Here is a 15,418-nt window from a genome sequence, read left to right on the forward strand (position 1 = left end):
CGGTGATGCGCAAGGTCTCCACCCGGAGTCTCGCCTCCCACAAGCTGCGTCTGGTCCTCACCGTGTTCTCGGTGGTCCTGGGAACCAGCTTCGTCGCCGCGGCAGTCATCTTCACCTCGACCGTCTCCAACGCGTTCAACGCCATCTTCGACAACGTCGCGCAGGGCGTGTCGGTTGAGGTCACGGCTGCCGAATCCGATGCGCCAGGCGTCCCGGTCGAGCTCGTCGAGAAGCTCCGCGACTCCAAGAACGAGCTCGGCATCGATCGGCTCGTCGAGAACTTCGGCGGCCCCGTGACCGTCGCCGACTCCAGTGGCAAGGCCATTCAGACGGGTGGAGCTCCGAGCGTCGCGTCCGCGTTCATCCCCGAAGGGGAGGGCATCGGCGATCCGATGACCCTCGTCGACGGCCGGGCGCCTGCGTCGGAGAACGAGATCACCATCAATCGGGACGCGGCCGACAAGGCCGGCCTGCACGTCGGATCGACGACCAAGGTGGTCCTCGGCACCGGAGTGTCCGACCCGATCGACGTGACGATCGTCGGACTCACCGATCTGCCGACGTCGACCGGCGGCTACGTCGGCATCCAGTTCGACCAGCAGACGGCCGAAGACTACTTCTCCGACGGCGACTACATCGGCGTCGTCGACATGACCGCAGTTCCCGGGGTGTCCGACTCGGAACTCCGCGACCGGGTCCACACCGCACTCGGCGACGCGAAGACCGTGGACGAGCTGTACAAGGTCCGTACCGGTGACCAGGTCCGGGCGGATCAGAAAGCTGAGATCAGCGAGTTCCTGACGATCTTCCGCTACATCCTCCTCGCCTTCGCAGGCATCGGACTTCTCGTCGGCACGTTCATCATCTACAACACCTTCTCGATGATCGTCGCGCAGCGGAACCGCGAACTCGCGCTGCTCCGCGCGATCGGCGCCAGCCGCAAGGACGTGTCGCGTTCCGTTCTCACCGAAGCGCTGCTCGTCGGCGTGCTCGGCGGCGCCATCGGCCTCGGCCTCGGTGCGGCCATCGCGGCAGGAATGCTCGCCTTCACGAAGTCGCAGGGGTTGCCGTCCAACGGCATCGAAGTGGGACTGTCGGCGATCGCCTCCGCGGTGTTCGTCGGAATCATCGTCACGATGCTGAGTGCGTGGATTCCGGCTCGTCGCGCGTCGCGAATCCCACCGGTCGAAGCGATGCGTGAGAGCACTGTCGAACCGGGCGCGGGTTCGCTCCGCAAGCGCACCCTCATCGGGGCCGTCCTCGGTGTCCTCGCTGTCGCGGCACTGGTCGTCGGTGGTCTCGGTGAAGGGTCCGGACCCGCACTGATCGTCGCGGTGGGCGCTGTTCTGGCGATCGTCGCCGTCGTGCTCGCCGCGCCCGCACTGTCGCAGCCGTTCGTGGGCGCCCTCGGCGGGGTGTTCCAGAAGCCGTTCGGGACTGTCGGGCGGCTCGCCCGCACCAATGCCGTCCGCAACCCGCGGCGCAGTGCGGCGACGGCGTTCGCGCTCACTCTCGGGCTCATGCTCGTTGTTGTGATCGGCACGCTCGGATCGTCGTTCAAGGGCACGATCAACTCGGCCGTCGACAAGGGTGTGAAGGCAGACTTCATCATCACCGGCACCAACGGCGGGCAGATGCCGCTCGGCTTGGCCGACGCAGTCCGCAAGGCCCCCGATGCGCAGACCGTGGTCAGTCAGGCGATCGCGATCGCCAAGCTCGACGGCAAGAACCTGTGGATGACGGCGCCTCTCGGCGGCAAGCTGTCCGACGTCGCCGTCGTCACGCCGGTCGAGGGTGTGGTGGACGTTCCCGCCGACGGTATGGCCGTCGACCAGCCCACCGCCCGCGAACAGGGGTGGAAGATCGGCGACGACGTGAAGCTCACGTCCCTGACCGGCACCGATGTGACCGTTCCGATCGTCGGGATCTACGAACCTTCCGAGATCGCTGGACCTCGCCTCATCGGGCAGAACGTATACGACAAGCTGGTCCCCAGTGAGGCCATGCGTGTTGTGCAGCCCATCTGGGTCAAGGGAAAGCCCGGCGTCGACGCCGACACGCTCCGCAGCCAACTGGAAGACGTGACGGCGCCGTACCTGATCGCCCAGATCCAGGACCGCGAGCAGTTCAAGAACGCGATCTCGTCGCAGATCGATCAGATGATGATCACGCTGTACGCCCTCCTGGGTCTGTCTCTGGTGATCGCCGTCCTCGGCATCATCAACACGCTCGCCCTGTCGGTCGTCGAACGCAAACGTGAGATCGGCATGCTCCGCGCCGTCGGTATGGCCAGGGCACAGGTGCGTCGGTCGATCTACCTCGAGTCCACGTATATCGCGGTGTTCGGTGCGCTCCTCGGCGCCGTCCTCGGTCTCGCCATCGGAGTGCCGCTGGTCCGGACCCTTGCGTACTGGGGCCTCGAAGGGGTGGTCATACCGTGGTCGCTCATCGGCGGGACCCTGGTCGGAGCGGCGGTCGTCGGTGTGGTCGCAGCGTTGTGGCCTGCCGTGACCGCGGCCCGGACCAGACCGTTGGAGGCTATCGTCGAAGGATGAGCACTGGGAAGAACACCGGCCGGACAGTTGTCCTGTCCCTCGTGGTGGCGCTCTCCCTCGTGGTTCTGATCGTCGTGGCGGTACTGGTGTTCGGTGGCGGATCGTCGCCGGACAACGGTGCCGCCACGACGACTGTCGCGCCCTCGTCCACCACGTCGTCGACGACTGAGTCGTCGTCCACCACCACGTCGACGCCGACGAGCACTCACACGCGGCCCACCGGCGAACCGGGCTCGGTGACCTACCAGCTCACCGGCAGCGGTGACGTCGTCGGAGTGTCGTACCGCAGCGGTTCCACGATGCGGGTCGTCGCGATCACCGGGACCCCGTGGCAGCAGAAGACGACCGTCACCGACCGTCGTGCACGACTCACCGGCATCGTGATCCGCGGTCCGATCACCTGCACGATCATGCAGGGTGAGGAACTCCTGTCGTCGTCCACGTCGTCGGGCGGGCCCATCTCCTGCGGCGCGACGCTCCCGAGGTGACGTTCCGACGCTTCGACTCGCTCCGCTCGCTCAACGAGCAGGAAGGTGCCCAACGCGCAGGAGGGAGTCCCCACTGCTCGTTGAGCGAGCGCAGCGTCACCCCACTGCTCGTTGAGCGAGCGAAGCGAGTCGAAGCGTCAGTGCCGGTGAAGCACGAGGACAAGATTCGTGGCGGCGAACTCGCGTAGTCCGGGGACCGTCACCACAGGCCACGCCCAACGTGGGAGATAGCGCGGGAACGCCGCCTGGAGGGTGGCGTCGGGGGTCTCTCGAGCCCATCGGAGGCCCGCTGCGGCGGTGATCGGGAAGAGCGACTCCCCGAACAGATTCTTCGGCGGGTGTCCGTGCCGCTTCGTGTACCAGCGCGCGGCCCGATGACCGCCGGCGTAGTGCGTCAAACCCATCTCGTGGCCGCCGAACGGTCCCCACCACAGGGTGTAGCTCAGCACCACCGTGCCTCCAGGTCGGGTCACTCGGACCATCTCGTCGGCCATCTCCCACGGCGTCGCGGTGTGCTCGGCGACGTTCGACGAATAGCAGACGTCCACGCTGCCGCTCCGGAACGGAAGATGCTGGCCCTGCGCGCGGACCGCGGTCCGGTGGTCCATTCCGGCGGCGTGCATCTCACCCGCATCCGGCTCGACCGACAGGTAATCGGCGCCGCGGGCGGTGAACGCGTCGGCGAAGAAGCCGGGACCGCCGCCGACGTCGAGCACCGCAGCACCGTCCAGCGATGTGCTGTGCAGGTCGGCGATCATCGTCGCGGTGTCGTCGGCGAGTGCGCTGTAGAAGCGGTCCGGGTCGGGTTGCTCATAGCCGAACTCCCGGAACAGTCGTCGCGAGCGGGCCAGGGTGGCTCGGCGAGCGAAGCTGGACGCGGTCATCGGCCCAGCGTAGGGGATGTGCCCTGACGTCGCATATCCTGGATCGAGTGAATCCCCCGGTCGACGTCCTGCTCCTCTGCTGGCGCGACACCGGGCACCCGCAGGGCGGCGGCAGCGAGCGTTACCTGGAGCGGGTCGGGGCAGAACTGGCCCGCCGAGGATCCCGCGTCACCCTCGTCACCGCCGGCTATCCGGGCGCTCCTCGTCGGCAGATGTCCGACGGGATGCGGGTGCTGCGTGGCGGCGGTCGTCTGACGGTGTACCTACGGACGGCGTTGACACTCGGCGCGGCACGTGTCGGACGCGGACGTCTTGCGGGCTATCGGCCGGACGTTGTCGTCGACACGCAGAACGGTGTCCCCTTCTTCGCATCAGCCGTCACCGGATCGCCGACAGTCGTTCTTGTCCATCACTGCCACCGAGAGCAGTGGCCGGTCGCCGGTCCGGTGCTGTCGCGGATCGGCTGGTTCGTGGAGTCGCGGCTGTCGCCTCGGGTGCACCGCCGCAACCGCTATGTGACGGTGTCCGAGCCGTCAGCCGCCGAACTCGTCGACCTCGGCGTGGACCGTGACCGCATCACCGTGGTCCGCAACGGCGTGGATCCGGTGCCGTCCGGAGTGCCTGCGCGTGTGGATCGTGCCCGACGCAGGCTGATCGTCGTCTCCAGGTTGGTCCCGCACAAGCAGGTGGAGGACGCACTGATCGCGGTCGCACGCCTCCGCGACCGTGGGGTCGACGCGCACCTCGATGTGGTCGGCGGCGGATGGTGGGCCGACGAGCTGCGGAGTGCGGCCACCGGACTGGGCATCAACGACCGCGTCGTCTTCCACGGTCACGTCGACGACGTCCGCAAGCACGAACTCCTCGCCGCCGCCGACCTCCACCTGATGCCGTCGAGAAAGGAAGGCTGGGGCCTCGCGGTGATAGAGGCCGCCCAACACGGCGTCCCGACCGTCGGATATCGAAGTTCGGCGGGCCTGACCGACTCGGTCGTCGACGAGGTGACCGGAGTGCTCGTCGACGGCGTCGACGAACTCGTCGACACCGTGGCTGCGCTGGTGGACGACCCGCAGCGACTGGCGACGCTGGGTGACGCCGCGCGACTGCGGTCGCAGAACTACTCGTGGTCGCTCGCAGCCGACGGTTTCGCCGACGTCTTCCGCAGTCTGCGCTGAACGACCTCGACCAGACTCACCACGGCTCCGACGATCAGAGCCGCGAACCACGTCGCTGTCGCCGTGATCGCCGCGGTCCACGCGGCCGCGCTCGGAGCAGGCGCGGGGACGGCATCGGGGATCCGGAACAGTCGGAGATGTTCGCCGTGAAACATCTCGTCGGATGGTGAGAGCCCCGGCGGTGGTGCGGACTCCTCGACGATCACCCACCCGACCCCGAGTGCGGCGAGTCGCGCAGTGTCCCCTGCGGTGAGTGAGGCGATGACGTCGGCGTCTCGTCCGGTCGGCGCGTCGAAGGTGTCCCCGTCGACGACGAGTCCGGCGCCGGAGACGATCGGTGCGTCGACCATCCGGGGGAGCGGACTCAGTGACGGACCGTTCGTCCAGGTCAGAGTTCTGACGGTGGCTGTCGGCCAGAGGGCCACCGTGCGGTCGTCGGAGCCGATCGTCGCGGTCACAGTCGCATACTCGGCCGGAATCGTGACGGGGCGGATCGCGCCGCCCACTCCCCACGCGAGGTCCGGCAGGGGAGCGATCACGAGCAGTGCAACCGCGGACAAGGCGAACCCGGCGGGGACCAGCCGTCGAAGGCGGGCGACCGCCGCGGCGGCCGCGATCGCGAGGAACGGAACCGCGAGCGCGAGGTACTTCTGGGTGTCGCGCAGCAGTCCGGCACCGGGAACGTGCGCGAGGGCGGCGTCCATGACGTCGATGCCCGGACCTGTCGCCGCGAGTGAAACGACGACAACTGTCCCCGCCGCGAGCATTGCGAGGGCGCGGACGACTGGATCCGTCCGACGCCGCAGCAGTTCCGCACAACCCACGATGACAACACCCAGGAAGGCAGCGGTGGCGACCGTGGCCCACCAGGACGTCCGGCTGACGGGTACGGCGTCGGCGTTCCAGATGCCGCCCAATCCCAGCGCCGTGCCGAATGATCCGAGCCCGGGTTCGGCCCGCACCGCGAACGCGCCTGCGCCGCCTGAACTGGCCGACGCCGACGAGACGACGGCCCCGACAAGCCACGGCGACGCCGTGACCAGCCATCCCGCGAGAAGCAGGGCCGTGGGGCGGCGGGGGAGCCGGACCGCGACGCTGACGACAACGGCGATGATCAGGGCGAGGACCGAGCCGGTCGGGGTGAACCCCGCGATGGCGAAAAGAGCGATGCACTTCGACAACTCTCGGCGACCGGGGCGCGATGCACAGGACAGCACGGCGAGAACTGTCGGGGCCAGTGCGGCGTAGCCGATCAGCAGGCTCCACTGGCCTTGGAGGAGACGTTCGGCGACGAACGGGTTCCAGATCGCCACGACCGCGGCAGCTGCCGAGCCCACGGCGCCCGCAGACGGCACGAGTCGTCGCGCGAGCGTGCCGTACCCGATGCCGGCGCCGAACAACGCCGCGGCGGCGAGCAGGGCGACCAGCCAGCCGCCGTCGACCACACGAGACGCGACACCGAGGACAGCGTCCTGCGGAACCGCCCGCGGGGCGGAGCCGTCGATGCCGAACGCGGACGGGGTCAGCGCAAAACGCGGGACGGCGACCGCGTCACGGTAGATCAGGTGCCCGCCGAGGAACGGCGCGCAGATCAGTGCCGTGAGCAGGCCGCTGACCGCGAAGAGCACAGGTCAGAAGTGGTAGGTGTCTGTCGGTGCGGGAGAATGATCCGAGATCCCGTAGTCGTTCGGCACGATCTGGTATGCGCGTGCCAGGTCGAGGATCTTCGTCGCACGTGCGATGCGCGGGAGGTCCGAACCGTTGCGGATCTCTCCGCCGTCGGCCTGGAACTCGGTGAAGAACTCTCGCGCCCAGTTGATGTCGTCCAACGACGGTGACAGACCCTCGTTCACCGCGGCACACTGGTCGGGCGTGAGGCAGATCTTGCCGGTCATGCCGAACTCGGAGCTGACTGCGGTGGCGTCACTGAGCTTGTGCGGGTTGGAGCCCACGGTCGGGCCGTCGATCGCCGACGGAAGGTTCGCGGCCTTCGCAGCGATCGTGAATCGCGAACGCGCGTACGCCAGAGTCATCGGACTCTCGCCGAAGCCGGTGTCGCGGCGGAAGTCACCGATGCCGAACGCCAGGCGGAACGTGCCCTTGGCCGACGCGATCTCGGTGATCCGCTCCAAGCCGCGTGCGGTCTCGACCAGTGCGACGACGGGGATGTTCGGAAGCCGCTTCGCCGTCTCCGTCACGTGATCGACGGACTCGACCATCGCCAGCATCACACCGCCGATCGACGTCGGGGCCAGTGCCTCGATGTCGGCGGCCCACCACGGAGTGCCGAACCCGTTGATGCGGACCCAGTCCGAATGGCCGTCCTCCATCCAGCGCACGACGTTCGCACGAGCGCTGTCCTTGTCCTTCGGCGCCACCGCGTCCTCGATGTCCAGGACGACGATGTCGGCCCGCGAACGAGCCGCGGCCTCGAATCGATCGTGCTGGGCGCCGTTCACGAGCAGCCAGCTGCGCGCCAGTACCGGATCGATCCGGGATCCGACGTCGGCGGGATCGGGCTCGTGGAATGGTTCGGAGTCGTACATGTCAGGTGAAGGGCCTACTCGTGCGGTGAAGGTCGGTCAATGCAGTCGATGAAGTCTACCCTCACCAGACCCGGCACACTGGTGGGCATGGTGCGGGCAGTCGGGGCGGTGACGGCGGGGACGCTGCTCGCGAATCTCCTGGCCTACCTCGTGCAGGTGCCCGCGAGTCGTGCGCTCGGCGCCGACGGTTTCGGCGAGTACTCGGTCCTGAGCGCGGCGATGCTGATCCTCTCGGTACCGGCGCTCGCTCTGCAGGCGATCGTCGCTCGCGAGGTCGTCGCCGGGACGTCTCGGCGACGGTTGCGGCGTCTGATCGGAAGCGTCGCCGTGGCGGTCGCTGCAGGATCGGTCGTCGGCGTCGCCGTCATGATGCAACTCGCGCACACGTCGCTCGCCTCGACGACCGCGGCCTTGCTGGCTGCCGCCCCGCTCGCGGTCGTGGCGGGTGGGCAGGGGCTCCTGCAAGGGGCCGGGCGGTTCGGTGTTCTCGGCGCAGTTCTAGCCGGCGTGGGAGTACTGAGGACCGTCCCCGTTGTGGTGGCCGTGTACGGAGGCCTCGGCCCGACCGGAGCCCTCGCCGCTGGAACCGCCGGTACCGCGGTGGCAGCCGCGATGGTCGCCGGGGTCGCCGCACGAGACGGGTATCGCTCCGACACGTCTGACCGGGCTCGGGTGTCGCTCGCCGATGTGTTGGCCGCGTCCGGAGTCCAATTCGTGATGATCGTCGCCGTGTCCGTCGACCTGCTGCTGTCACGCGCGGTGCTCTCCTCGTCGGACGCGGGCGTCTACGCGCTGGGCGCGGTCGCGACGAAGGCGGCGTTCTGGCTGCCTCAGGCGATCGGGGTGGTGGTGTATCCGCGGCTCGCGGATCCGATCCGCTCGTCGGACGCCCTGCGCCGGGCGCTCGTCGTCCTCGCAGGCATCGGGGTGTGTGTCATCGGCGCGGCAGCACTCGCCGGACCTATCGTTCCCACGATCATCTCCGACGACTACCGGTCCGTGTCGACACTGATGTGGCTGTTCGCACTCACCGGAGCTCTGCTCGCGATCCTCCAGTTGATGCTGCTCGCGGCGATCGCCCGCAATCGTGCGCGCGGCGCCCTGCCCGCGTTCTGCGTCCTCGTGGTCGAAGTGGCCTTCATCGCGACCGTCGCCGACTCTGTCACGTCTCTGGCGGTGATCGCTGCGTCCTCCGCGGCGGCCGCTGTCGCGGTCACCAGTGCGTGGCTCCGTTTCGCGGAGTCGTCCGAGGCCTAGCTCCGCGCCAAGCGGCGACTGATCATCACACCCGCGGCGATCGCGCCGACGCCGAGCACTCCGAGAACAATGGGCAGGACGACGGTGACAAGAGTGACCGGGCGCTGGCGGGCGGCTGCGGCGCCGGCGGCGTCCTGCCGCGACTGACGATCGCCGATCAGCGTCGACTCGATGTTGACCAATCGGAAGTCGCGCAGTTCGCGCGACCGGGAGGCTACGGCCGGAGTGAAGCGGAACTCCTCGGAGATGTGGACGCGCTCGTCGACGATCACGCCGGTCGCGACGTCGACATACAGGTCGCGCACCGAAGAATGATGCAGGGTGGCGGTCAGCGGCTCGTCGGGTGCCACCCCACGGAATGTTCCGAACCACGACGCCGGACGGGTGACGACGGCGCGGGTGTCGAATTGCGACAGGTCGGTGTCGGAGACTGTCGCGGTGAAGTGGGCAGTGTTGCGGCCGTCGACGGTCTCGTTGCCGGTGTGGGCAAGGGGGACCGATCGGCGAGTCGTCACGTCGAAGTATCGCGGGAAGGTGAGCTCGAAGTCGTATGGCAGAAGGTAGGTGAAACCCGTCCGGTCGGGGATCGACACCGCGCCCTTCTTGTCGTCGAACTGGATCTCGGACGCGTCACCGGTCGGCAGTGCGGTCACCCGATCGATCGTGACCCTGTCGATCGTCGCCGCCAGAGTCTGCTCTGCGCAGACGTCCTTCGCCTTCACCGACTTCCCGTCGACGATGTAGTGGTCGACGCCGAGCGATGTTCCGGCCTGCAGCGTCACCATGTCGGCGTCCGACGGCCGGACGGCGACGATGCGGCGCCGTTGCTGCACCTGCGCGTCGAGGACCCGTGCGGTGGGGCGGTCGAGAGAACACCGATCGAGGACTCGCGACCCGTCCGCACCATCAGCCACCCAGGTGGCGTCGATGTCGAGGCGGACGGCGCGGAACCGGTCGCCGACGACCGGTCCCACCGCGATCGCCGCCGCGACCAGCAGCGCGCCGAGGAAGAACGCGGTCGGAGCCAGCAGATCACGTGTCGTCCAGCGAGGCGTGGGGGTCTCGGCCATGCTCCAGACCGTACCCGGGCGCTAGTGTCGGTCAGGACATGAACGCCACCGCGGACTCACCTCGGCCCTTCTACCCGCAGCTCGAAGGCATGCGGGCGGTTGCCGCGCTCGGCGTCCTCACCACGCACGTCGCATTCCAGACCGCGACGCTGGACATCCCGATCATCGGCCCGATCCTCGGGCGACTCGATCTCGCCGTCGCGTTGTTCTTCGCGCTCAGCGGTTTCCTGCTGTGGCGTCCATACGCGGTCGCCGCGCGTACTGATGCACCGCCGCCTGCAGTCGGTCGGTATCTGCGGCACCGATTCGTCCGCATCTGGCCCGCGTACGCGGTGGTCGTGATCGCGGTTCTGCTCCTGGTGCCGCAGGCTCGCGGTTCGTCGGCCACCGTGTTGATCGCGAACCTCACACTCACGCAGGTGTTCGTTCCCCTGACGTTGGCTCCCGGACTCACCCAGATGTGGAGCCTGTCCGTGGAAGTGGCGTTCTACCTGCTGCTGCCGGTGTTCGGCTATGCATTGATCCGGATGCGCGGACCTCGGGCGCGACTTCGCGTTCCGGTGTTGCTCGGTGTGGCCGCCCTCAGCCTGGCGTGGGGGCCGGTGGCCGGACTGCTGCCGCTGCAGGCCGGGGTCGAACCTCACAACTGGGTGTTCGGTCACCTGCCGTGGTTCGCTGCCGGACTCATCCTCGCCGAACTCTCGGCGTCTGGCGTCGATGCGCGCTGGTCGGCCAACCGGCCAGTCATGTTCGTGGTGTTCGTCGTGGCGTACGGCCTGGCGTCGACGCCGATCGCCGGTCCCGTCGGCCTCGCTCCGATGTCCGACGCCCAGTACGCGGCGAAGATGCTCCTCGGCGGCATCGGGGCGTACGCGGTCCTCGCGCCGCTCGTACTGGGCGACGGCAGGTTCCGATTCCTCGACTCGCCGGTCATGGCGGCTCTCGGACGATGGTCGTACGGCATCTTCATCTGGCACGTCGCGATTCTGACGTCGGTGTTCGGCCTGTTCGGGATCGCCGCGTTCGACGGTCATTTCGTCACCGTCTGGCTCCTCACGGTTGTCCTCACGGTGCCGGTGTCGGCGGCCGGTTACGCCTTCGTCGAAGAACCTCTCCGGCGGGCGCTGAAGCGTCGCGAGGGCAGGGCCGCCGAGGTCACGGCGGTAGAGACGGCGACGATCGCCGCCAACTGAGGAAGTGCGTCGTACCCGGCGTACACCGCCCCGGAGTTCCACGGACCTGTCGCGAGGGCGACGGTCGCGATCAGCATGGCGGAGAACGTCATGACCACGCGGACGGGGGGTGTCACGGCCGCTGCGATCAAACCCGCGACCACGGCCGCCGCTGCGCCCCACGGACCGGTGAGCAGGTACGCGGCGATCAGAGCGACGGCGAGGGTGGCTGGGATTCGTGCCGGGTGCTGACGTTTCGACACGGACTTCGCTAGCGCTCCGTCCGGCTCAACGAGCAGTGAAGAGGCCTCCGTGTGCGGTTCGCCCGGCTCAACGAGCAGTGGGGAGGGGGCCTCCTCCTGCTGGTTGAGCCGACTCCGAGGCGATAGCCGAGGCGTCGAGTCGAAGCCTCGGAAACGGTGTCGGCGAGCAGCGGCGGCGATGAAGAGCGCGGCCACGAGCAGGAGACCGAGGAGAAGCGTCCATCGATAGGGAGTGTCGAGGTCGAAGGTCAACAACACCGTGCCCGCGGCGCCCGCGGGAAGCAGCCATCCCTGCTGCCAGCCGTTCACGACGATCGGGGTCAGCTCCACGCCGCCCAGACGCGCGTGCCACCCCGGATTGGTGCTCTCCGGCACCGACAGGACTCGAACGGTGTCGGCGGCGCCGACCTCGACCTCGCGGTCGGTGGCATCCCATCGCCCGGTCTCCGCCGGAGTGCTGACGCCGACGGCGTCGGGGCCCGCACGCAGGTTCACCGAGTCGACGGTGAACGCGTCGCCCGGGTTAACCGACACCTCTTGCTCGCCCGCGGCGAGATGTACTCCTGGGCCGGGGCACGGGGTCGCGACGATCGGTTCCCCGTCGCGCAGCGCACGTGCGGTCGTCGACACCTGAAGGCGGTGAACCTCGCCGCCCGCCGACAGTCCCATGCCGAGCGGCCCCGCCGGGTCGGTACCGCATCCGATTTCGATAGGACGGTCCACGTCCGGAACGGCCGATCCGGTACCGGGCAAGACCGCGATCTCGGCGATGCCGGGCGGCGACTGCCGAGCGAAGCCGAGGTCGTTGACGTCGATCAGGTCGGTCGTCTTGGTGACGGTGACCGTGATCCGGTCAGTTCGTGCCGGGGTCAACGGCACAGTGCCGTCTCTGCCAATGGACACTCGCTGGGGCCCGGTCCCGAGGTCGACAGTCACGGAGGTCGGAGTCGCGGGGTAGTCGCCGGGGCCGGAGATCCGGAGTGAGGAGACCGTCCGCGGCTCGGGCAACCGCAACACCAGATGCGGCTTGGTCGTCTTCTTCTTGTCCTTCGCCTTGTCTGCAGGCGCCGGAGCCTCCGGCGCAGTCCACACTGTGGTCGGGTCGCCGTCGACGGCCGCCGCAGCGGTCCCTCGCGGATCGGTCACGCTCGACGCGCCCTCGGCCCGGATCTGTCCAGGCACCTCGAGAAGATCGGTGAGCGTGCCCCCCGGCCGAGGGCGCAGGATCACCGTCGGGGTCACGTCGGTGGCAGACGGCACCGACAGGGCGCGACCGAAGACGCCGGGCGACTCCGGATCCAAACCGAGCGCGGGAGCGCAGCGGACACGCTCCCCGACGGACGTGCACTCGGACCGTGAGCCCAACTCCGATGACAGCACCCACTCGTTCACCCGGTCGGCGGCGTCCAACGAAGGCAGCACCACGCGGTGCCTGATCGAGTAACCGAGGCCGGTGCCCGCGTCGGCCACCCGGACGTCGGCGACGGCGAACTGGTTGCCTCCTCCACCGTCCGAAGTTCGGATGGCGCGGATCTCCACTCGCTTCGTCGGACCGGCGGGAGCGACGATCCGCGTCGGTTCACCCGGCGTCACACCGGACACGACAGTGCTGCCCGCGTCGGTGGTGACCAGCAGCGACGTGACGTCCGGACCCAACGCCTTGGCTGTGGTCACCGTCAGGGCCAGGTTGCGGTGTGCTTCGGTGAACTCGATTGCAAGCCACCGTCCGACTGCGGACTCCAGGCCGCGACTGACCCATGCGGTGCGCGTGTCGCCGTCGAACGCGGCTGCCGCCGACGATGCGGGCGACGTCCGGCCGGGCTGGGTCGCGTCCGCCGCGGACCCCGACGACGACACCCGCACTCGATCCGGCGTGTTGTTCAACAGCCACTGGCCGTGGACGAGTGACGCTCCGTCGACCGGGTAGTCGGCGGCGGCGTTCTTCGTCAGACGTGGATCGTCGACACCGCGGATGGCCGACGAGTGGTCGTCGACCCTCCCGAAATCGGTCTCTCGGTCGGCCGGGGTGTCGGTGACGATGAGGCCCGGACCGTCTCCGACTCCGGCTCGGCGCGCGTCCGAGGAGAGCAACGCGGTCCCCAGCGCAGGCCTTCCGTCGCGAGTGCGCGCCTCGTTGATCGCGGCGAGCGACTCGGAACCGCCGGTGACACGCGGAATGCGGTCGAGCGGGGTCAGCAGCGGGCCCGTGCCGCGTGCGTCGCCGACGCGGTAGACGGTGATCGCGGGCATCGGTGGGCGCAATCCGTCGTCGACCACGATGCCGTCGATCGTCGGAGGCGCGACGTCCGGCCCGAAGCGTGCCGCGACGGTGATGCCGGGCGACCTGCGCAATGCGTCGGCGACCACCAACGGGCGCGCCGACCGGGACGTCGCCGGATCGAGGTCGGCACGCAGGACGATGAATCCGACGCCCTGGGCGGTGAGGGTGTCGGCGAGGGCGGTCGACCCGCGACCCGATGTGAGAGTGCGCTGCACCGAGTCCATCGCACGGATCGCGCCCGGCGGGGTCAGCGGGATCGCATCGCGGACCGCCCACGGGGTCGACCCGAGCGCCTGCAGAGGTTCGTCACGGGTGAGGCCCCACACCTGGTCGGCGAACGGGGCTCCCGGCACCACCAGGGTGCGGACGCCGGCGGCGTGCGAGTCGAGCCAGTCGGCAGTCTGCTGCCAGTAGTCGGGGATCGCGCGGTAACTCGACGCGGGAGCGAGCCCACCCGTCCAGGCCAGCGAACCGGACCCGAACACGGCGACCACAACCACCATCAGAGCTGCCGCGGGTCTACCCCACCCGTTCGACGCCGACGGCTTCGCCAGCAGCGATCGAACAGGAACTCGGGCCAGCAGGTGGGCGACGCCTAGAGCGAGGGGAAGTCGGATGAGCGGGTCGAACTTGTGCACGTTGCGCAGTGCGGCGCCGCCGCCGTCGAGGAAAGTTCGGACGGTCTCGGCGATCGGGGAGCCGAGCGCTCCGGGATAACCGAGGCAGAGTGCCAAGAGGCCGGTGCACAGGATCGCCAGCCATCGGCCGCGGTCCGGCATCGCGCGCATCGTCAATCCGGCGAGGCCGGCCGCCGCGAGGACTCCGGTCGCGATGACCGCGGCGGTCTGAGACACCAGGACGGCGCCCGCGGCGCGCTCGGCGGACACGAAGGGTGTCCACGACGACGTCCCGCGCAGGACCTCGGTGAGAGACGTCCACTCGGTGGTGACCTGCGCTGATTCGATGAAGTCGAGGAAGGGCGGTGAGACGCGAGAGAGCATCAGCAGGGGAATGATCCACCAGAGGGACGCCGCGGCCAGACCGAGTGCCCACCAACCGCCGAACACCAGTCCGGTGCGACGCCCACTGCGGGGAACGGTCGCCGCGATCCACCACAGCACGGCCACGCTCACCGCGGCGACGGTTGCGACGGCGTTGACCGCGCCCATCAGCGCCACCGCACAGGCCGACCGTGCTGCCTCCTGCCACAGCGGCCGCCCGGTCGTTCCGCTACTCGAACGCCGCCGATCCTCGAGCGCACGGACAACCGGCAGCAGCACCCACGGTGCGAGCATCATCGGCAGAGTCTCGGACGAGATCGTTCCAAGCGTCGTCACCACGCGGGGCGCCGCGACGAACATGGCGGCGGCGATCAGCCGAGAGCACGGGGAGCCGATCCGCAGGGCTTCGGCGAGCCGCACCACGCCGATGAATCCGGCGGTCAGCAGAACGGCCCACCACAGTCGTTGGATCACCCACGGTGGAAGGTGCAACAGGTCGCCGACGGCGAAGAACGCACCGTGCGGAAACAGGTACCCGTACGCCTGGTTCTGGATCTGGCCCATAGGCATGGTGGGCGACCACAAGTGAGTGGCGCGAGCCAGAAAACCGATCGGATCGGCGGTGAGGTCGAGTTTGGTGTCTGGGGCTACGCGGCCCGGCGCCTGCCAGAACGACAGGACGAGGAAGACGACGCCGACCACGCACGTGCCGCGGCGCGTCAGCAC

General features: G+C 68.9%; 10 protein-coding genes. 5 read left to right on the plus strand and 5 right to left on the minus strand.

Translation table 11 applies throughout. The annotated features are described in order from the left end of the window. Positions 1 to 5 precede the first annotated feature (5 nt). Positions 6 to 2,555, plus strand: coding sequence for an ABC transporter permease (locus WFK36_RS18995; protein ID WP_336793779.1), 2,550 nt, complete (start codon positions 6 to 8; stop codon positions 2,553 to 2,555). Next, a complete protein-coding gene (locus WFK36_RS19000; protein ID WP_336793555.1) occupies positions 2,552 to 3,043 on the plus strand; it encodes a hypothetical protein in 492 nt (163 codons plus the stop codon). Before WFK36_RS18995 ends, WFK36_RS19000 begins: the two co-directional genes overlap by 4 nt. Before the next feature lie 137 nt (positions 3,044 to 3,180). Here WFK36_RS19000 and WFK36_RS19005 read toward each other — a convergent pair whose 3' ends face one another. Beyond that, the gene (locus WFK36_RS19005) at positions 3,181 to 3,927 is read right to left on the minus strand and encodes a class I SAM-dependent methyltransferase (protein ID WP_008377138.1); all 747 of its coding nucleotides are present in this window, start codon (positions 3,925 to 3,927) and stop codon (positions 3,181 to 3,183) included. A 47-nt stretch (positions 3,928 to 3,974) separates the two neighbouring features. Here WFK36_RS19005 and WFK36_RS19010 point away from each other — a divergent pair, with 47 nt between their 5' ends. Next, a complete protein-coding gene (locus WFK36_RS19010) occupies positions 3,975 to 5,102 on the plus strand; it encodes a glycosyltransferase family 4 protein (RefSeq protein WP_008377140.1) in 1,128 nt (375 codons plus the stop codon). On the opposite strand, the gene WFK36_RS19015 is transcribed toward WFK36_RS19010, so the two are convergent. Continuing rightward, a complete protein-coding gene (locus tag WFK36_RS19015; RefSeq protein ID WP_336793557.1) occupies positions 5,045 to 6,730 on the minus strand; it encodes an MmpA family trehalose lipid delivery protein in 1,686 nt (561 codons plus the stop codon). The two genes, WFK36_RS19010 and WFK36_RS19015, sit on opposite strands and share 58 nt — an antisense overlap. Positions 6,731 to 6,733: 3 nt before the next feature. Further along, positions 6,734 to 7,648: an HpcH/HpaI aldolase/citrate lyase family protein gene (locus WFK36_RS19020; RefSeq protein WP_008377142.1), complete on the minus strand. Its 915-nt coding sequence runs from the start codon at positions 7,646 to 7,648 to the stop codon at positions 6,734 to 6,736. 39 nt (positions 7,649 to 7,687) lie between these two features. On the opposite strand from WFK36_RS19020, the gene WFK36_RS19025 reads away from it, so the two are divergent. Beyond that, positions 7,688 to 8,905 carry a polysaccharide biosynthesis protein gene (locus WFK36_RS19025; protein WP_336793559.1) on the plus strand — a complete coding sequence of 406 codons (1,218 nt, stop codon included), beginning with the start codon at positions 7,688 to 7,690 and terminating at the stop codon, positions 8,903 to 8,905. On the opposite strand, the gene pgfA is transcribed toward WFK36_RS19025, so the two are convergent. Continuing rightward, positions 8,902 to 9,975: a cell envelope lipid trafficking protein PgfA gene (pgfA, locus tag WFK36_RS19030; RefSeq protein ID WP_336793561.1), complete on the minus strand. Its 1,074-nt coding sequence runs from the start codon at positions 9,973 to 9,975 to the stop codon at positions 8,902 to 8,904. The two genes, WFK36_RS19025 and pgfA, sit on opposite strands and share 4 nt — an antisense overlap. Before the next feature lie 38 nt (positions 9,976 to 10,013). Here pgfA and WFK36_RS19035 point away from each other — a divergent pair, with 38 nt between their 5' ends. Then, entirely contained in the window at positions 10,014 to 11,168 is a 1,155-nt protein-coding gene (locus WFK36_RS19035; protein WP_336793562.1) for an acyltransferase family protein, read from the plus strand. Here WFK36_RS19035 and WFK36_RS19040 read toward each other — a convergent pair. After that, positions 11,066 to 15,418, minus strand: coding sequence for a DUF3367 domain-containing protein (locus tag WFK36_RS19040; RefSeq protein ID WP_336793564.1), 4,353 nt, complete (start codon positions 15,416 to 15,418; stop codon positions 11,066 to 11,068). The two genes, WFK36_RS19035 and WFK36_RS19040, sit on opposite strands and share 103 nt — an antisense overlap.

Source organism: Gordonia malaquae (assembly GCF_037148075.1).
GTDB classification, from domain to species: Bacteria; Actinomycetota; Actinomycetes; order Mycobacteriales; family Mycobacteriaceae; genus Gordonia; species Gordonia malaquae.